The 17,852-nt window shown below is 65.6% G+C and carries 20 protein-coding genes; 10 read left to right on the top strand and 10 right to left on the bottom strand.

Annotated features, from left to right (window positions below; genetic code table 11):
* Nucleotides 1-115 precede the first annotated feature (115 nt).
* Together BH95_RS05960 and BH95_RS05965 are read left to right on the top strand one after the other, a co-directional pair.
* Complete coding sequence (locus tag BH95_RS05960) at nucleotides 116-1,108, top strand: ATP-binding cassette domain-containing protein (protein ID WP_170945344.1); 993 nt, start codon at nucleotides 116-118, stop codon at nucleotides 1,106-1,108.
* The gene (locus BH95_RS05965; RefSeq protein ID WP_019664037.1) at nucleotides 1,105-1,941 is read left to right on the top strand and encodes an ABC transporter permease; all 837 of its coding nucleotides are present in this window, start codon (nucleotides 1,105-1,107) and stop codon (nucleotides 1,939-1,941) included. The genes BH95_RS05960 and BH95_RS05965 overlap by 4 nt, the downstream gene beginning before the upstream one ends.
* Before the next feature lie 8 nt (nucleotides 1,942-1,949).
* Here BH95_RS05965 and BH95_RS05970 read toward each other — a convergent pair whose 3' ends face one another.
* On the bottom strand, nucleotides 1,950-2,474 hold the full coding sequence (locus BH95_RS05970) for a CGNR zinc finger domain-containing protein (RefSeq protein WP_033189656.1): 525 nt from the start codon (nucleotides 2,472-2,474) through the stop codon (nucleotides 1,950-1,952).
* A gap of 26 nt (nucleotides 2,475-2,500) precedes the next feature.
* On the opposite strand from BH95_RS05970, the gene BH95_RS29005 reads away from it, so the two are divergent.
* Entirely contained in the window at nucleotides 2,501-2,653 is a 153-nt protein-coding gene (locus tag BH95_RS29005) for a hypothetical protein (RefSeq protein ID WP_167336895.1), read from the top strand.
* A gap of 16 nt (nucleotides 2,654-2,669) precedes the next feature.
* Here BH95_RS29005 and BH95_RS05975 read toward each other — a convergent pair whose 3' ends face one another.
* The 3 genes from BH95_RS05975 to BH95_RS05985 form a co-directional block, all read right to left on the bottom strand.
* Nucleotides 2,670-3,659 carry an iron-siderophore ABC transporter substrate-binding protein gene (locus BH95_RS05975; protein ID WP_020110175.1) on the bottom strand — a complete coding sequence of 330 codons (990 nt, stop codon included), beginning with the start codon at nucleotides 3,657-3,659 and terminating at the stop codon, nucleotides 2,670-2,672.
* 67 nt (nucleotides 3,660-3,726) lie between these two features.
* Nucleotides 3,727-5,007 (bottom strand): class I SAM-dependent RNA methyltransferase, encoded by a 1,281-nt coding sequence (locus BH95_RS05980; RefSeq protein ID WP_020110176.1) that lies wholly within the window; start codon nucleotides 5,005-5,007, stop codon nucleotides 3,727-3,729.
* Nucleotides 5,004-7,007, bottom strand: a complete 2,004-nt coding sequence (locus tag BH95_RS05985) for an APC family permease (protein ID WP_019664042.1) — start codon at nucleotides 7,005-7,007, stop codon at nucleotides 5,004-5,006. The genes BH95_RS05980 and BH95_RS05985 overlap by 4 nt, the downstream gene beginning before the upstream one ends.
* 191 nt (nucleotides 7,008-7,198) lie before the next feature.
* Between BH95_RS05985 and BH95_RS05990 the strand changes: the two genes are divergently transcribed.
* Together BH95_RS05990 and BH95_RS05995 are read left to right on the top strand one after the other, a co-directional pair.
* Entirely contained in the window at nucleotides 7,199-7,864 is a 666-nt protein-coding gene (locus BH95_RS05990; RefSeq protein WP_026347596.1) for a potassium channel family protein, read from the top strand.
* 55 nt (nucleotides 7,865-7,919) lie between these two features.
* A complete protein-coding gene (locus BH95_RS05995) occupies nucleotides 7,920-8,588 on the top strand; it encodes a potassium channel family protein (RefSeq protein WP_019664044.1) in 669 nt (222 codons plus the stop codon).
* An 18-nt stretch (nucleotides 8,589-8,606) separates the two neighbouring features.
* On the opposite strand, the gene BH95_RS06000 is transcribed toward BH95_RS05995, so the two are convergent.
* Nucleotides 8,607-9,203: a DUF3159 domain-containing protein gene (locus tag BH95_RS06000; RefSeq protein WP_371828078.1), complete on the bottom strand. Its 597-nt coding sequence runs from the start codon at nucleotides 9,201-9,203 to the stop codon at nucleotides 8,607-8,609.
* Between the two features lie 103 nt (nucleotides 9,204-9,306).
* Nucleotides 9,307-9,684 carry an OB-fold nucleic acid binding domain-containing protein gene (locus BH95_RS06005; RefSeq protein WP_019664046.1) on the bottom strand — a complete coding sequence of 126 codons (378 nt, stop codon included), beginning with the start codon at nucleotides 9,682-9,684 and terminating at the stop codon, nucleotides 9,307-9,309.
* A gap of 175 nt (nucleotides 9,685-9,859) precedes the next feature.
* Here BH95_RS06005 and BH95_RS06010 point away from each other — a divergent pair, with 175 nt between their 5' ends.
* Nucleotides 9,860-10,561 carry an alpha/beta hydrolase gene (locus BH95_RS06010; RefSeq protein ID WP_037163245.1) on the top strand — a complete coding sequence of 234 codons (702 nt, stop codon included), beginning with the start codon at nucleotides 9,860-9,862 and terminating at the stop codon, nucleotides 10,559-10,561.
* A gap of 21 nt (nucleotides 10,562-10,582) precedes the next feature.
* Here the strand turns inward: BH95_RS06010 and BH95_RS06015 are convergent, their stop codons facing one another.
* Nucleotides 10,583-11,422, bottom strand: a complete 840-nt coding sequence (locus BH95_RS06015) for a DUF3710 domain-containing protein (protein WP_037162998.1) — start codon at nucleotides 11,420-11,422, stop codon at nucleotides 10,583-10,585.
* Between the two features lie 2 nt (nucleotides 11,423-11,424).
* Entirely contained in the window at nucleotides 11,425-11,937 is a 513-nt protein-coding gene (dut, locus tag BH95_RS06020; RefSeq protein ID WP_027498542.1) for a dUTP diphosphatase, read from the bottom strand.
* A 226-nt stretch (nucleotides 11,938-12,163) separates the two neighbouring features.
* On the opposite strand from dut, the gene BH95_RS06025 reads away from it, so the two are divergent.
* Nucleotides 12,164-12,634: a DUF3093 domain-containing protein gene (locus BH95_RS06025; protein WP_019664050.1), complete on the top strand. Its 471-nt coding sequence runs from the start codon at nucleotides 12,164-12,166 to the stop codon at nucleotides 12,632-12,634.
* 93 nt (nucleotides 12,635-12,727) lie between these two features.
* On the opposite strand, the gene BH95_RS06030 is transcribed toward BH95_RS06025, so the two are convergent.
* Nucleotides 12,728-13,030, bottom strand: a complete 303-nt coding sequence (locus BH95_RS06030; RefSeq protein ID WP_019664051.1) for a DUF4193 domain-containing protein — start codon at nucleotides 13,028-13,030, stop codon at nucleotides 12,728-12,730.
* 540 nt (nucleotides 13,031-13,570) lie between these two features.
* On the opposite strand from BH95_RS06030, the gene cei reads away from it, so the two are divergent.
* Entirely contained in the window at nucleotides 13,571-14,251 is a 681-nt protein-coding gene (gene cei / locus BH95_RS06035; protein WP_026347598.1) for an envelope integrity protein Cei, read from the top strand.
* A 77-nt stretch (nucleotides 14,252-14,328) separates the two neighbouring features.
* On the opposite strand, the gene BH95_RS06040 is transcribed toward cei, so the two are convergent.
* Nucleotides 14,329-15,225: an inositol monophosphatase family protein gene (locus BH95_RS06040; protein ID WP_020110184.1), complete on the bottom strand. Its 897-nt coding sequence runs from the start codon at nucleotides 15,223-15,225 to the stop codon at nucleotides 14,329-14,331.
* A gap of 234 nt (nucleotides 15,226-15,459) precedes the next feature.
* Between BH95_RS06040 and ppgK the strand changes: the two genes are divergently transcribed.
* Together ppgK and BH95_RS06055 are read left to right on the top strand one after the other, a co-directional pair.
* The gene (gene ppgK / locus BH95_RS06050; protein ID WP_033189653.1) at nucleotides 15,460-16,299 is read left to right on the top strand and encodes a polyphosphate--glucose phosphotransferase; all 840 of its coding nucleotides are present in this window, start codon (nucleotides 15,460-15,462) and stop codon (nucleotides 16,297-16,299) included.
* Nucleotides 16,300-16,422: 123 nt separating this feature from the next.
* Nucleotides 16,423-17,838 carry an RNA polymerase sigma factor gene (locus tag BH95_RS06055; protein ID WP_033189652.1) on the top strand — a complete coding sequence of 472 codons (1,416 nt, stop codon included), beginning with the start codon at nucleotides 16,423-16,425 and terminating at the stop codon, nucleotides 17,836-17,838.
* Nucleotides 17,839-17,852 lie beyond the last annotated feature (14 nt).

Raw genomic sequence — 17,852 nt, forward strand, 5'->3', positions numbered from 1 at the left:
CACCGAAACCTCCGCGTTTTCCCGCCGCACAACATATTCGGTACACCCTGCGCCGCGGATGGCTGCGCGGGATAATCGATTGCACTTCGAGGTCGATTCGGACAATCTTGGAGGAATGGGACACATGCCTGCGATCGAGACATCGGGCCTGATCAAACGCTTCGGCGACAACACTGCGGTGGACGGAATAGACCTGTCGGTTCCGAGTGGAGGTGTATACGGTGTCCTCGGCCCCAACGGAGCAGGCAAGACGACCACGATCCGAATGCTCGCGACCCTCCTTCCGATCGACGGCGGGTCGGCGCGCGTCCTCGGCCACGACGTCGCCTCCGAGGCGGACGCCATTCGCGGCAAAGTCTCGCTGACCGGCCAGTTCGCCTCGCTGGACGAGGATCTGACCGGTACCGAGAATTTGATCCTGCTGGCCCGGCTCTACGGATACTCGCGTCCGGCGGCGCGGTCGCGAGCGGACGAGCTGCTCACCGCGTTCGGGATCGCCGACGCCGGGTCTCGCCAGGTGAAGACGTACTCGGGCGGTATGCGGCGTCGGATCGACATCGCTGCGAGCATCATCGTCACTCCCGAGCTGATCTTCCTCGACGAGCCGACGACCGGCCTGGACCCTCGCAGCCGCAATCAGGTGTGGGACATCGTCCGCGCTCTCGTCGGTGGCGGCACGACGGTTCTGCTCACCACTCAGTACCTCGACGAAGCCGATCAACTGGCCGGACGGATCGCGGTCATCGACCGCGGCAAGGTCATCGCGGAAGGCACCACCGGCGAACTGAAGGCGTCGGTCGGCGCGGGCTCGCTGCACGTGCGAGTGCTGGATCCCGCTCGACGATCCGAGGCCGCAGCGATTCTTCGCACGATTCTGTCCGAGTCGGTGACCGAGGAAGCAGATCCGGTCGCGCTGTCGGCTCGGCTGGACCGGACGTCGTCGGTGGCTGCCGCTCTGCCCGCGTTCGAGGACGCGGGAATCGCGGTGGCCTCGTTCGCCATCGGCCAACCCAGCCTCGACGAAGTGTTTCTCGCGCTGACCGGCCACCCCGCGGACGACGAGTCCGCCCGCACGAACGCCACCGAGAGAACAGAGACATCATCATGACAACGCTGTCGAAGGACGCGTCCGAGCAGGCCGCGGTCGCGGACGTACTACGAAGCGGCGCTACACGACCCCCGCGGCCGAACGCCGTCGCCAGCTCACTGTCCTTCGGGTGGCGAGCGCTCCTCAAGATCAAGCACGTCCCCGAGCAACTGTTCGACGTGACGATGTTCCCGATCATGTTCACGTTGCTGTTCACGTATCTGTTCGGAGGCGCTCTCGCCGGATCCACCACCGCCTACATCCAGTTCCTGTTGCCGGGAATTCTGGTGCAGACCGTCGTGATGATCACGATGTACACGGGCGTGACGTTGAACAAGGACATCGAGAAGGGCGTGTTCGATCGGTTCCGATCGCTACCCATCTGGCGCCCGTCACCGTTGGTGGGCGCGCTCCTCGGTGACGTCGTCCGCTACTCACTGGCGTCGGTCATCGTGCTGATCCTCGGTCTCGTGATCGGGTTTCGGCCCGACGGCGGTCTCCTCGGCGTCGTCGCCTCGATCGCACTGCTGTTGATCTTCTCGTTCTGTCTCTCCTGGGTGTGGACGATGATCGCGATGATCGTGCGCACCGAGGCCGCGGTCATGGGCGTGTCGATGTTCATCCTGTTTCCGTTGACGTTCGCCAGCAACATCTTCGTCGACCCCCAGACCATGCCGGGGTGGCTCCGCGCGTTCGTCGAGGTCAATCCGGTGAGCTTCCTCGTCACGTCCATCCGGTCGTTGATGTCGGGGGAACCGGACGCCACCAAGCTCGCGGTCACTGCCGCGATGTGTGGCGGCTTCCTACTCGTGTTCGGGCCGATCACGATGCGTCTGTACAACCGCAAGACCTGATCTTCTCGTCATGCGGGGGCGGCCTTGGCTCGGTGTCGCCGTACGGCGTCTCGGTTGGAACACACAGTGCCGCAGTACCGTTGCCTGCCGGTCCGCGACACGTCGGCGAACACTCGTACGCAGTCCTCCGCCGCGCACCTGCCCAGCCTGTTCATTCCGCGACCGGTCAGATGCAGTGCCGTCCCGACGCTGACCAACGCCCGCACCACCGATCCGAGATCGATGTCCGGGTCGCGGTAGTGCATGTGCCATCCGTCGCCCGCATGGTTGGTCAAGCGCGGGTACGCCGACGCCTGCGCGAGCAGTCCGTTGAGGATGTCCGCCCGTGCTTGTTCGGTATCGGCGTCGATCACCGCCTCCCACTCGCGGAGAAACGCAACGGTGGCGGTGACGTCCGCATCGGTTGCCGGTGCGTCGAGGACGAGTCCACCCTCGATGCACCGATGCCCGAGCTCGTCCGCCGACGTCGGCGGCGAATTGAGCAGGTCGACTCCTAGTTGCACCGCATACGTTCCGTAAGGGTTGATATGCACAAGACCATTACAGCACAGTTGTCGGTATGACCGCACACACCCACACCTGGACCACCGAGAGCAGCCACAACACCAGCGAAGGCACCGTCACCTACCAGCGGTGCACCTGCGGCTCCCAGCGCATCCGCGCCCCGAAACCCGCCGCAGCCACGTCCGTCGCCGTCGTCGAAGCTCGGTGACCGGAGCTCCGTCCGGTCAGCGTTCGGCCCGCTCCGCGATCAGCGGAACAACAGTGTCGAGGGCGTACGTCGCCGACAGAATCGAATTGGTCGAGTAGGACTTGGCCACGTCGGGATCGTCGAACACCAGCGAGCGTCCGTCCCGAACGGCAGGGATCTGCTGGAAGAGAGGATTACTCGTCACGTCGTCGGCCGATCGCTGTACCGGGAAGATCACCACGACGTCGGCGTCGAGCGTGTTCAGTTCCTCGTCCGATACGGGCACCGAGAATCCGGTCGAGCCGGTCCTCGTCGCCGTCAACGCGTCGACCGTGGGGTTCGACACGAAACCGAGCTTCTTCATGAACACGACTCTCGTGCTGTCGGAGATGTACGCCCCGTATCCGGTTCCGCTGAAGGCTCCGACCGTGATGGTCTTGCCCTGGAATTCCGGATGCTCCGCCGCTGCGGTCTGGAACCGACCGTCCAGGTCGGCCAACAGCTGGGCGCCCTTCTCCGATTCACCCAGCGCCGCCGACACCATGGTCACCTGCTGCTCGACGGTGGTCAGGTAGTTGTCCGCGCCGTCGGGAAGAGCCACCGTCGGCGCGATCCGGGTCAACTTGTCGTACCGATCCTGATCGCCGGAGCTCTTGGTGTCCAGGATCAGGTCCGGTTCGAGAGCCGCGACCGCCTCGTAGGACGGCTCCTGGGTGCCGATGATCTCGGGGGAACTGTCGTACAGCCCGTCGGCCCACGGGCCCACACCGTCGCCTCCGAACGCCAGCCAATCGCTCGCGCCCACCGGCTGCACGCCGAGTGCAAGCGCGGTTTCCGCGTCGGCCCATCCCAAGGCAACGACACGCTGCGGACGCTCGGGCACGGTGACGTCACCGAACTTGGTGTCGATCGACACCGGAAACGCCTCGTCAGCGCCCGCTGCCGCAGGGGTGGTCGCCGCGTCGTCTGCTGTCGACGAGCAGGACACGGCAAGACCCACAACGGCCGCGGCGGCGATGATCGACACGGTACGGGCACAACGGAAACGAGAGAGGCGCTTTTTCACGCGGCTCAATCTACCGAGCCCACGACCTCTACGGTGTGCCACCTTCTCGCACGAGCAAGCCGATGCACTCCACGTGATGGCTGAGAGGAAATGCGTCGAACGCACGCACCTGTTCGAGTCGATATCCGGCGTCGACGAACAGCCGGGCATCGCGGGCGAAGGATGCAGGGTCGCAGCCGATGTGCACCACGCGGCCGGGTGCCGATGCCGCGACTGCTGCCACGACCTCTTTGCCCGCTCCCGATCGAGGTGGGTCGAGCACGACGACGTTCGGCGCGGGAAGCGCACGGACGGTGCGTTCGACTCGTCCGGGCACGAATCGCACCTGCTCGAGATCGGCGAGCGCACGGGCTCCGTCCGCCGAGGCCTTACGCGAGAACTCGACACTGACGACCTGGCCGGTGGCGCCGACTCCTGTCGCCAGGCTCGACGCGAAGACTCCGACTCCCCCGTACAGATCCCACGCGACCTCACCGGGCCTGGCGTCGGCCCACTCGGTCACCACGTCGGAGTAGACCTGCGCGGCGCCTCGGTGCGCCTGCCAGAATCCGGTTGCGTCCAGTTCCCAGTCACGACCGGACACAGATTCGTGTACTCGTCCGCTACCGACCACCGCCCGCTCCGGACGTGGGGCCGACGATGCAGCCCGCCGGGCAGATGCGCCACGTCGGCCGGGGGATCGTCGACCCGTGCGCGACACGGATGCAGGTGATATCTCGACGACGTGCCGCTCTCCCGAGCTGCCGACGGCAACCACGAGCTCCGAGCCCGGACGCCATGTCGAGTCGGTGAGACCGTCGAATGCGCCTGCGACGACCTGCGGACAGCTCAGGGCAGGGACGACGGTGGCGCTGCGGTATCGATGGAAGCCGGGGCGGCCGCCCGCGTCGACGGCCAGTCGGACACGACTCCGCCAGCCGGTGCCGTCGCCGGTGTACGGCAGTTCCTCGACGGTCACTGCACGGTCGATACCGCCGATCCGACGCAGTTGTTCCTCCACCACGGCCGATTTCATGGCCCGCGACGCGGACTGGTCGATGTGGGAGCAGTCGCAGCATCCCGAGCCGCCGGGACCGGAGATGGGACACAGCGGAGTGATGCGATCGGCCGACGGGGCAAGTATCTCGACGGCGTCGGCGCGGCAGTAGGACCCACCCCGATCCTCGGTGACCTTCGCCCGCACGATCTCCCCGGGCAGGCCGTGTCGGACGAACATCACGCGTCCGTCGTGCCTGGCCACACAGAATCCTCCGTGCCCGGGTGCACCGAGAGTGACCTCGACAGTCGAGCCGAACCAGCTGTCGGTCATCGGCCGTGTCCGCTCGGGGGTTCGTATCCGCGGCGCGACGCGCCGGGCGCGTTCTCGATGCTCTCGCGCTTCGCTTTCGCCGACGACTGCAGCTGCCAGGGCACGCTCGTCACCATCACTCCCGGTTGGAACAGCAGCCGGCTCTTGAGGCGCAGTGCACTCTGGTTGTGCAGAATTTGCTCCCACCAGTGACCGACGACGTATTCGGGTATGAACACCGTCACCACGTCGCGCGGCGAGTCGCGTCGTACGCGTTTGACGTAGTCGAGGACCGGCTTGGTGATTTCCCGGTACGGGGATTCGACCACCTTGAGTGGCACGGTGACATCGCTGGCCTCCCACTCCTTGACCAGTTGACGGGTGTCCGGCTCGTCGACGTTGACGGTGATCGCTTCCAGGGTGTCCGGGCGGGTCGCGCGGGCGTACGCCAACGCGCGAAGGGTCGGCATGTGCAGCTTGGACACCAGCACGATCGAATGCGTGCGGCTGGGCAGCACACCGTCCCATTCCTCGTCCTCGAGTTCACGGGCGACCGTGTCGTAGTGCTTGCGGATCAGGCTCATCAGTCCGAACGCCGCGAACATGGCGACGATGGCGATCCACGCTCCGGCCGCGAACTTGGTGATGAGCACGATGACGAGGACCGTGGCGGTGAGCCCGAGGCCGACACTGTTGACGATGCGCGAACGGAACATCCGGCGACGCTGTTCGGGATCCTGTTCCACACGCAGCAACCGCGTCCAGTGCCGGATCATGCCGGTCTGGCTCAGGGTGAAGGACACGAAGACACCCACGATGTAGAGCTGGATGAGCTTGGTCACTTCGGCGTCGAACACGACGACGAACGCGATCGCGGCAGCGGACAGGAAGAGAATTCCGTTGCTGAACGCCAGCCGGTCACCCCGGGTGTGGAACTGGCGCGGAAGATACCGATCCTGGGCGAGAACCGAACCGAGCACCGGAAATCCGTTGAACGCGGTGTTGGCGGCCAGAACGAGAATGAGTGCGGTCACGACCGTGATGAAGAAGAACCCGATCGGGAACCCGTGGAAGACCGCTTCGGCGAGCTGTGCGATCAGGGTCTTCTGCTGGTAGCCGTCCGGCGCTCCGACGAGCTGTTCGCTCGGCTCGAGCGCGTACTTGATGCCGATCTTCTCGGCCAGAAGGATGATTCCCATCAACAGCGCTATGCCGATCCCGCCGAGCATGAGCAACGTCGTCGCCGCATTGCGTGACTTCGGCTTGCGGAAGGCAGGCACACCGTTGCTGATCGCTTCGACTCCGGTGAGCGCCGCGCAACCCGACGAGAAGGCTCGGGCGATCAGAAACGCGAACGCGATGCCGTAGAGGTGGGAATCCTCGGCTTTCAGCTCGAAGCCCGAGGATTCGGCGTGCAGTTCGTCCCCGAGCACGTAGACGCGGAACAGGCCCCATCCGAGCATCACGAACATTCCGATCATGAACGCGTAGACCGGCACAGCGAACGCGGCTCCGGACTCGCGGATGCCGCGCAGATTGATCGACGTGATCAGCACGATCGCCAGAACCGCGAACAGTACTTTGTGCTGGGCCACGAACGGGATGGCCGAGCCGATGTTCGACGCTGCCGCCGACACCGATACCGCGACGGTCAGCACGTAGTCGACGAGCAGCGCGCTTCCCACCGTGAGTCCGGCGGTCGGCCCGAGATTGACCGTCGCGACCTCGTAGTCACCACCGCCCGACGGATAAGCATGCACGTTCTGTCGATAGCTTGCGACGACGACGGCCATGACGACGCACACCGCGAGCCCGATCCACGGAGTGAAGGCGTACGCGGAGATGCCGGCGACCGACAGCACGAGGAAGATCTCCTCCGGTGCGTACGCCACCGACGACATGGCGTCGGAGGCGAACACCGGCAGCGCGATCCTCTTGGGGAGCAAGGTGTGACCGAGCTTGTCGCTTCGGAACGGTCTACCGAGCACGAGCCGCTTCGCGGCGGTCGAGAGCTTGGACACCGTGAAAGCGTAAGCCGTCCGAATCGAATCACGACATCGGTGCACCCGAACTCGCCGAATTGCTCGACACGCAACCCGATTTGTCCAACTCGGCGACGGCCGATGCATCCCGACGCTCGATCCGTGCGTCCCCGACCGTTACGTTGGTGCAGAGCGAGCGCCGAGAAAAGAATCCGAATGGAGTTGGATCTGTGTACGTAGTGGTGATGGGATGCGGGCGGGTGGGCGCGTCGCTGGCCGGTGCTCTGCAGAGAATCGGCCACGAGGTGGCCGTCATCGACCGTGACGAGACGGCGTTTCTCAGACTCGATCCCGCGTTCGACGGCCATCGAGTCATCGGAATGGGCTTCGACCGCGACGTTCTGACGAAGGCAGGCATCGAGAAGGCCGAGGCGTTCGCCGCAGTGTCGTCCGGCGACAACTCGAACATCATCTCCGCACGCGTGGCCCGTGAGACATTCGGTGTCGAGCGGGTCGTCGCACGGATCTACGACGCCAAACGCGCCGCGGTGTACGAGCGGCTCGGAATTCCGACGGTGGCCACCGTGCCGTGGGCGACCGACCGTTTCCTGCACAACCTCCTGCGGGACGATCCGACGACGAAATGGCGTGACCCGTCGGGCAACGTCGCCGTCGTGCTGCTCGATTTCCACGAGGGGTGGATCGGGAGAAAAGTATCCGTCCTCGAGGAGTCGACGAGGTCGCGGGCTGCGTTCATCATTCGGTTCGGCACCGGACTGCTACCGGACAAGAAGACCGTCATCCAGTCCGACGACGAGATCTACGTGGCCGCGGTGTCCGGAACGGTCGCCGAAGCCATTGCGCTCGCGTCCAATCCCCCACCGTCCGACGACTGACGCCTCACCCCACGTTCGCCCTCGACACGACACTGAGACTGAGACTGAGGACACCATGAGAGTTGCCATCGCCGGCGCCGGAGCTGTCGGCAGATCCATTGCTCGCGAACTCATTCGCGGTGAGCACAGCGTCATGCTCCTCGAACGCAAACTCGATCACCTCGACCGCGACGCGATTCCCGAGGCGGAATGGGTTCTCGCCGACGCCTGCGAACTGGCACTGCTCGAGGCCTCACGTCTCGAGCAGTACGACGTCGTCATCGCGGCCACGGGCGACGACAAGGCAAACCTCGTCCTGAGCCTGCTGGCGAAGACGGAGTTCGGCGTCAACCGTGTTGTCGCGCGGGTCAACGATCCTCGTAACGAGTGGCTGTTCGACGCATCGTGGGGCGTGGACGTCGCGGTGTCCACCCCGCGAATGCTGGCGTCGCTGGTCGAGGAAGCGGTGTCGGTGGGCGATCTTGTTCACCTGATGACGTTCCGAAAAGGTCAGGCGAACCTGGTGGAGGTCACGCTTCCGGAGAACACGGCGCTCGCCGGTAAGCCGGTGCGCAAGCTCTCGCTGCCCCGCGACGCCGCACTGGTGACTATTCTGCGCGGTGGTCGAGTCATCGTTCCGCAGCAGGACGACCCGCTGGAGGGAGGCGACGAATTGTTGTTCGTCGCGTCCAAGGAAGTCGAGGACGAGTTGCGTGTCGCCGTGGGCCTGTCCAAGTTGGGGTGACGCGCCACTACCGCTGAGCTACTTGATCTCTCGGTGCTCGGCGGACTCGTCGTCGAGCGCCCTGTCGGCCCGGCGCACGGCCCAGAACGTCACCAACAGCGCGACGCCTGTCAGCGGCCAGCCCATGCCGATACGGGCGGCTGCGAGCCACCCCGTCTGGTCGGCGTCGTAGAGCTGCGACTGCACGAGGTACCGCGCGCCGAACACCACCGCCCAGGCGAACGTCGCGATGTCGTAGGAGACCACGGCGCGACTGCTGCGACGCCACGCGGTGCCCTTGCCGTTCAAATACCCCCAGACGACGCCGACGAGCGGCCACCGGATGATCATCGACAGCACGAATGCACCGGCGTAGGCAAGTGAAGTGTAGATGCCGAACAGGAAGTAGCCCTTGGCATCTCCGGTTCGGTACGCGATGAACGCGCAGATACCGACCCCGAAGAATCCGGAGATCGCGGGTTGAACCGGCGCCTTGGTGGCCAGTCGCCACACCATGACGGCGAGCGCAACGCCCAGCGCGGTCCAGATGGCCACCGTCAGATCGAAGAAGCTGTTGGCCGGGACGAAGGCGATGACGGGCAGCGTCGACGCCACCAGGCCACTGAGCCCACCCATCTGTTCCAGGATGGTCTGCTTGCGTTCCTCGGCTTCTGGCCTGTCGCTCTCGGTCACGATGTCGAGGGTGCCACACCGTCCGCTGCGCACGGCGGCAAGGGCGTCAGGAGTCGTCGCGCAGTTCGTAGTACGGGTTGTAGACGATCTTTCGGCCGTCGCGAACCCCTACCCTGCCGCGGATCAGCACGGTCTTGCCCGGCTCGATGCCCGGGATCTTCCGACGACCGATCCATACGAGCGTCACCGGGTCGGTTCCGTCGAAGAACTCCGCCTCGATGTTGGCGTTCGCGGCCTTGGAGCAGGCCTCCACACTGCGCAGACGTCCGAGCATGGTGACTTCGTCACCGCGGGAACAATCACACGCGCGCTGAGCGCCGGACGCTTCCGACGACTCCGCCATCTCCTGTGCGTCGAGGCTGTCGACGTCCTCGGTCAATTTCCGGGTGAGTTTGCGGAAATACCCTGCGGCAGCGGGTGCCATGGTGCGCTCCTGAAAGCATCTACGAAGTTGTGCCACGTCATGCGGCGTGGCTCCTGGCCACTGTAACCCCGGCGCGCCGATTAAGTCCAAGCGCGCGGCGCTGCGTTCGGGCTCACGACTCGCGCGGCCCCCTCGGGAGTCGACAATGTCGGACGGACGTGGACAATTCCGATTCATGGATACCTGGCCCGCGCACGCCGTCGTCCTGCCCGGCACCGGTTCCGACGCAGCATTCGCTGCCGAGGCGTTCGCAGACGCGCTCGCCCTCGCCGGGACGCGCAGCACCGCCGTCGAACCGGACCCGACCCGGGTCGTCGAGTCGTACGAAGCCGCTCTCGACGAGGCCGCCCTGCAGTACGGCCGCATCATCGTCGGCGGTGTGTCGATCGGTGCTGCGGTGGCGGCGTCGTGGGCTCTGCGCAATCCCGAGCACGTCTTCGGAATCCTGGCGGCGCTACCTCCGTGGCTCGGTTCGGCGCAGGGTGCGCCCGCCGCCCTCAGCGCGGTGTACACCGCGACAGCGCTGCGGAACGACGGACTCGGCGCTGTCATCGACGCCATGGCGGCCACGTCTCCCGCGTGGCTCGCTTCGACACTGCGCCGGTCGTGGACCTCGCAGTGGCCGGATCTGCCGTCGGCGCTCGACGAAGCGGCTGTCTACACGGCGCCGGACCTGTCCGAACTCGCCCGATCGACGATCAGAACGTCCATCGTGGCGGCCGTCGACGATCCAGTTCATCCACACGACGTGGCGATCGCCTGGCACGGCGCCATCGCCCGATCGTCGCTGGCGACGGTCACGCTGACCGAGATCGGTGCGGATCCGTCCGTTCTCGGTCGACGGGCGGTGGAGGGGCTGTCGGCCCTCGGCGTGTGAGCCGCTCCACCGACCGTTCCGTCAACCCAACTGCTGCATCGCCGATCCGGAGGTACCACGCCGGGGACCTTCCGTGGGTCCGACAGGGTTCGGCGGCTCGGCCTGCGGCGCCACCTGGCCCCCTGCTTGCTGTGCCCCTGCTTGCTGTGCCCCTGCTTGCTGTGCGGCGGCCTGTTGTTGCTGTTGAGCGGCCGCCAACTGCGCCAGCAGAGCCTGAGGGAGAACTACCGGGAGGGGTGTGCGAACCGGATGGGGATCGCTGCCTCGGTCGACGACCGTCTGCGACAGCACGTCGCGAGCGATCGCCACGAGCGGCGAATCGGCACCGACAGCGCCCGACGGGCCTGCAAGAACGCAACGAACCATCCACCGGTACCCGTCGATGCCGATGAAACGCAGGTCCGCGTTCGCGGTGACGCCGTGTAGTTCCCGTCCCCAGGGGCCGGTCTCGACGGAGACCACCGACTGATCTCCTCGCAGCGAACCTGCGAGGTCCGCGGCGACCTCGCGCCATTGTCCCGGCGACTTGGGGGCGGCGTACGCCGCGATGGTGATGCGGCCGTACTGGGTCACCACGTGGACGGCCTGCGGCGCACCGGCCTGCGTCATCTCCACCTGAAGTTGACCGCCGGCCGGAAGTGGCAGCAGAACCGAACCGAGGTCCAACCGAGTCGCCGCAAGGGTCTCGCGGTCCTCGTCGAGTTCCTCGAGGTCGAACGGACCCTGATCGGCGGCACGATCCTGTGGATCGAGTGCCTCGTCGGCATCTCGACCGCCCGCGCCGATCGCTGCGTCGTCGGCCCGGGTGTTCTCGTTGGGGGCACCCGCCGCGTCTGCGTCCTTCTTGCGACGTCCGAACATGATCAGCTCACTCCCTCTCGACTCGATGTGTCTGCCGTCGGCGCGGAGGTCGTCAGACTGGAATGACCACCACTCGACCCGTAGCCTCCGTCACCTCTACTGGTCTCGTCGAGAGACTCGACCTCGGCGAAGGTGACGAGTTCGACGCGCTGCACCAACAACTGGGCGATGCGATCACCGCGGACCAGGTCGATCGCCTCGCGCGGATCCAGGTTCACCAGGCAGACCTTGATCTCGCCTCGATAACCGGCATCGATGGTGCCCGGCGCGTTGACGATGGACAGCCCCGACCGCGCAGCCAAACCCGAACGGGGATGAACGAGACCGACTGTGCCGAACGGGAGTGCGACCGCGATACCGGTGCCGACGACCACACGCTCCCCCGGCGCGATCGAGGTGTCTGCGGTGATGTGCAGGTCGACCCCCGCATCGCCTGCGTGCGCGCGAACCGGAAGGGGTAACTCTTTGTCCAGACGGACCACTCGGACCGACCCGAGGGGCGCATCCGCCGACATCGCGGCACCGAACGTGCCGTCACTGCTGAAATCGTCACTCACGTGCACTGAGACTACGCGCCGACCCCGGACCCAACTCGGCCTCGTACGTCTTCCGGCGGAACTTTCCCGAGCGGAGCACCGACCGCTCGCCGTACGGGCGCCAGCTACTCTGGAGTACGTGTCACAGAACTCACGCCGCGACCTGCATCCCGACGCTTCGCCCGACCGCGGAGACGGTCGGCGCGTGGTGCACTCCGAGAAACTGTGGGTGCCGCTGTGGTGGTGGCCGGTTGCCGTCGCCGTCGGGGTCCTGCTGGCTGCCGAGGTGCACATGGGCGCCCCGGGTCTCAGGGCCTGGCTCCCGTACGTCCTGGTCCTACCGTTTCCGATCTGGGCTCTGATCTGGCTCAGCCGCATGCGGGTCGAGGTCGAGAGGGACGCAGCAGGAGACGGCGAGCTCCGCGTCGGAAAGGCACACCTACCGCTGGACGTGATCGCACGCGCGGCTGTCGTGCCCGCGACAGCAAAAAGTGCGGCACTGGGAAGGCAGTTGGATCCTCTCGCCTTCGTTCAACACCGCACTTGGGTCAAACAGATGGTTCTCGTCGTTCTCGATGATCCGGACGATCCCACACCTTATTGGTTGGTCAGTACCTCACGCCCCGACGCGCTGGTATCGGCTCTGACGCGGCCCACCCCCGGAGATCACGCTTGAGCGCTCTCGGCCGCATCGTCTGCACCACCTGATTTATGTGACCTCGTCGGTCGGCGTGGTTCAGCTAGGTCGTTCGATTCCTGTCGTCCGAAATCACGCTGCGCAGTCACGGCAGACGAGAACGCCGTTGGCGTCGCTCGCAAGCCTGCTCCGGTGGTGGACCAGGAAGCAGCTCGAACAGGTGAACTCGTCGGCCTGCTTCGGAACCACCCGGACCGACAGCTCTTCGCCGGACAGGTCGGCACCCGGGAGTTCGAACGACTCCGCCGTGTCCGACTCGTCCACGTCGACCACCGCGGACTGCGCCTCGTTGCGGCGTGCCTTCAGCTCCTCGAGCGAATCCTCCGACACATCGTCGGATTCTGTTCTTCTCGGTGCGTCGTAGTCGGTTGCCATTGTCTTCTGTTACCCCTCGTCCTCGTGCGTGTTGTGCGGGTGGACACGTGCCGATCGTTGCCTTCGGCCTGCTCCCGAGCCGCCTCCACCGTGTCTGATTCTCTGCGGCTGTTCTCTTCATTTGTGGGTGCTGCTCGCCCGGACATGCAGGCCGAACACCGCTGGTACTGCTCTACAACGGACGACCTCGATGCAAGGTGCCCGAGAAACTACCCGGGTAATGCCCGAACGTCCCAGGTTGAAACACGATCGAGACATCGACACAGCGCTGCCGTCCACCACGGTGACTGCTCGGATTTCTCAGCACCGGGGCCGCCAGACAATAGCCGAAGCGAACGACATCGACGAAACCGCCTCACCGTCTTCCTCCACAATCACCTGACAAACCCCTTGAACACCTCGGACACGCCGGGCATTCCATGCCTGCGAGGGACCATTTCCTCGGGTGAGCACTACAGTGGGCTGGCGCGCGCAAGCACGGGTCCGAACCCTCGTGTGCCCGCGCGTTCGATCCTCGCGAACGAAAGGCGCATCGACACCGTGGTTTCACTGATCACCGAGGGCTCATCGTTCGACGATCGTGGGCGGCCCTTCCGGCGACGCCGAGCACTGCCGATCGTCGCGGTGCTCGCCGTACTGGCACTACTCGGCGTGTTCACGTGGATCCGCGTGTTCACCTCCGGTGAGACCGTCGCGACCACCGTCGAGTGCAACGAACCGTCGACGGCCCCTGCCGACGACGGAACAGTCCCGGTGGCACTGGGCGAGCGAATCGATCGCGAGACGCTTCTGGACACCGAGCCCGCAGCCCTGTCCGCCACCAAGGTCCGAGTGTTCAACGCGAACGGCGAGCGCGGACAGGCCGCGACCGTCGCCGCCGACTTGAGCGAGTACGGGTTCGCGAGTGCACCGGACGTACAGGTCGGCAACGATCCCGTGTACGTCGATCAGAACATGCAGTGCCAGGGCCAGATTCGGTTCGGCGAGAACGGTAGAGCAGCGGCCAGTGCCGTGTGGCTCGCAGCCCCCTGCGCGGAACTGATTCAGGATTCACGCGCCGACGACACCGTCGATCTCGCGCTCGGAACGTACTTCAAGAATCTGCAGCCCAACGACGACGCCGAGTCGGTCCTGCAGTCGCTGGCCGGCGTGACGCCGGGCTCGACGCCTGCACCGCTGGACATCAGCCTGCTCGAAGCAGCGCGCACCGCGCGCTGCTGAGCCGGATCCGCTCGGCGTCCGCCGACCGAGCGGATCTCGACTGCCGCAGCGTCTTTCGCCGCTCGGTCCGTCGCAGATCAGGCGTCGTCGGCGCCGGAGATCGCGTCCAACGCACCCACGTCGCCGAGTGCAGCCACGAATTCTCGTGCGATTCCCGGTGCGACGGCGACGGTGACTGCGCCGTCGAGTGATGTCGACGTCGGACTCGGCGCGATCACCGTCGCGCCCGCCTCTTCGGCGATGAGCGATCCTGCGGCCCAGTCCCATGGGCTCAGACCGTGTTCGAAATGAGCATCCACGGCGCCGGAGGCAACCATGCACAGATCCAGTGCAGCCGAACCGACGCGGCGAATGTCGCGGACACGCGGGAGTAGTTCCGCAATGATCGCGCCCTGCACCCGTCGCCTGGCCGCGCCGTAGCCGAAACCTGTTGCGACGAGCGCCAGTGCGACGTCCGAGGTGGGGTTGCACGTGAGCTGTTCCACCGAGCCGTCCGAGTACTCCGCCGTGGCGCCGTGTCCCCGTGATGCGCTGTAGAGAACGTCACGGGCGACGTCCACGACGACCCCCACGACGCTCACACCGTCGATCTGGACGGCGACCGACACCGAGTATGCGGGGAGGCCGTAGAGGAAGTTGACGGTGCCGTCGATGGGATCGAGCACCCATCGAACTCCAGCGACCGATTCGGACTGGCCACCGCCTTCCTCGCCGAGAATGGTGTCGTCCGGCCGCAACTCGGCGAGCAGAGACCGCAGAAGCTGTTCCGTCTCGGTGTCGACGACGGTGACCGGGTCGGTGGGAGTGCTCTTCGTGTGGACGGAGTGTCCGGAATCGGACGTCTCCGCGGGTGCACCCGGCCCGAACACCTGCGGTCGCCGAGTCCGAACATGCGCCGCCGCTGCGCGAGCCACGTCACGTGCCACCGTCGACAGTGCAGTCAGATCCGCCTCCGATACGCGAGAGTCGGGCACCCGAGGGGTGGGCGCAGCGGACGTCGAGGTCGGATGGAAGGCGTCATCGGATGCAGTCGGCACGCTCTCCATCGGATCACAGTGTGCGGGAATCGCACCACTCGGTCGCCGGTGCGGACTGCGTCACACCCGCCGAATCACCGTCGCGGCACTAGTGTCGATGTACGCAGCTTGGCTACGCTTTTCACCGCACGTGCACGAGTAGATGCCCCGATGATCAGGAGTGAACTCCACATGACTCAGTCAGGCCCGCACACACAGACCGATCCGGTGATCCAACCCGGATCCGTCACCACGCCGACGGACGCGCGGCAGCGGCAGGGTTTCGGCGTCGACGTCGGCGGCAGTGGCATCAAGGGTGGAATCGTCGATCTGGTCACCGGTGAATTGGTCGGCGATCGGTACAAGATCGAAACGCCGCAACCGTCGACGCCGGAGGCAGTGGCCGAGGTGGTTGCCCGGATCGCCGCTCACTTCGAGTGGACCGGGCCCGTGGGCGTCACGCTGCCTGCCGTCGTGACCGGAGGAATTGCACGTTCCGCAGCCAACATCGACAAGTCGTGGATCGATACCGACGCGAAGTCGCTGTTCGCGTCGGCGTTGGGGCACAGCAATGTGGTCGTGCTGAACGACGCGGATGCCGCGGGTGTCGCCGAGGACCGATACGGCGCAGGCAAGGACAAGAACGGCGTGGTGATTCTGCTGACGTTCGGCACGGGCATCGGCTCCGCAGTTCTGCACAACGGGGTACTTCTGCCGAACACCGAGTTCGGTCACCTCGAGGTCGACGGCAAGGAAGCCGAGCACCGAGCGGCATCGTCCGTGAAGGAGAACAAGGACCTGTCGTACAAGGAGTGGGCCAAGGAGGTCTCGAAGGTTCTCGCGACGTTCGAAGCGCTGCTGTGGCCGGATCTGTTCATCGCCGGAGGCGGAATCAGCCGCAAGAGCGAGAAGTGGATTCCGCACCTGACCAACAGAACGCCCGTGGTGGCGGCCACTTTGTTGAACACCGCGGGAATCGTCGGTGCAGCTCTCGCCGCCGACACAGCGGCCGATACGGCACTGGCTCGGTAACAAACTCCCGACGGGTCGTTACAATGGTTGATGCCGGTCTGCACGCCGGCACAATCGACAAGACCTCTCCGCCGGAAACCACTCTGGCGTGACGCCGCACGACACCGTCACGAAAGGGCGTACGTGGCAGCCACCGATATCCGTCAGACCGTAGATTCAGCAACAGAGTCTGCGAACCCTGCACCTGCTGCGGAGGCACCGAACGGCACCGTCAGAGAGGCCGCCGTCGCTTCCGCGACCGCTGCCCCTGCAGAAGCGGCACCGGCAGCGCCGGCAACCAAGGCTCCGGCCAAGAAAGCTGCGGCGAAGAAGGCTCCCGCGAAGCGCGCGGCCGCCAAGAAGGCTCCGGCGAAGAAGGCCGCAGCCAAGAAGGCAGGCGACGCAGCACCGGCCGCCGACGGGGACGACGACGCTCCCGGCATCGATGACATCGACATCTCCGACGGCGACATCGCTGCGGCCGCCAACGATGTGGTCGAGGTCGTGGCAGCCGGAGACGACGCCGACGACGACGCCACCTCCGAGCCGACCGCCGAGGACAAGGCGTCCGGCGACTTCGTCTGGGACGAGGAAGAGTCCGAGGCTCTTCGCCAGGCACGAAAGGATGCGGAGCTCACGGCGTCGGCCGACTCCGTTCGCGCCTACCTCAAGCAGATCGGTAAGGTCGCGCTCCTCAACGCCGAGGAGGAGGTCGAGCTCGCCAAACGCATCGAGGCAGGCTTGTTCGCCACCGAGAAGATGCGCGAGTTCGCCGAGAAGGGCGAGAAGCTTCCCGTTGCGGCACGTCGCGATTTCACATGGATCTGCCGGGACGGTAACCGCGCCAAGAACCATTTGCTCGAAGCCAACCTTCGCCTCGTGGTATCGCTCGCGAAGCGTTACACCGGTCGGGGAATGGCGTTCCTGGATCTGATCCAGGAGGGAAACCTGGGCCTGATCCGTGCCGTCGAGAAGTTCGACTACACCAAGGGCTACAAGTTCTCCACCTACGCGACGTGGTGGATCCGTCAGGCCATCACGCGCGCCATGGCCGACCAGGCACGCACCATCCGTATTCCGGTGCACATGGTGGAAGTCATCAACAAGCTCGGCCGTATCCAGCGTGAGCTGCTTCAGGACCTGGGCCGCGAGCCCACTCCCGAGGAGCTCGCCAAGGAAATGGACATCACGCCGGAGAAGGTGCTGGAGATCCAGCAGTACGCGCGTGAACCCATTTCGCTCGATCAGACGATCGGCGACGAGGGTGACAGCCAACTCGGTGATTTCATCGAGGACTCCGAGGCCGTTGTGGCCGTCGACGCGGTGTCGTTCACCCTTCTTCAGGACCAGCTGCAGTCCGTCCTCGAGACCTTGTCCGAGCGCGAGGCCGGTGTCGTTCGGCTTCGTTTCGGCCTGACGGACGGACAGCCCCGCACGCTCGACGAAATCGGTCAGGTCTACGGCGTCACTCGTGAACGTATCCGGCAGATCGAGTCGAAGACGATGTCGAAGCTTCGTCATCCGTCGCGGTCGCAGGTTCTCCGCGACTACCTCGACTGACAGTTCGCCTTCGA

The organism is Rhodococcoides fascians A44A, from assembly GCF_000760735.1.
GTDB lineage: Bacteria > Actinomycetota > Actinomycetes > Mycobacteriales > Mycobacteriaceae > Rhodococcoides > Rhodococcoides fascians_E.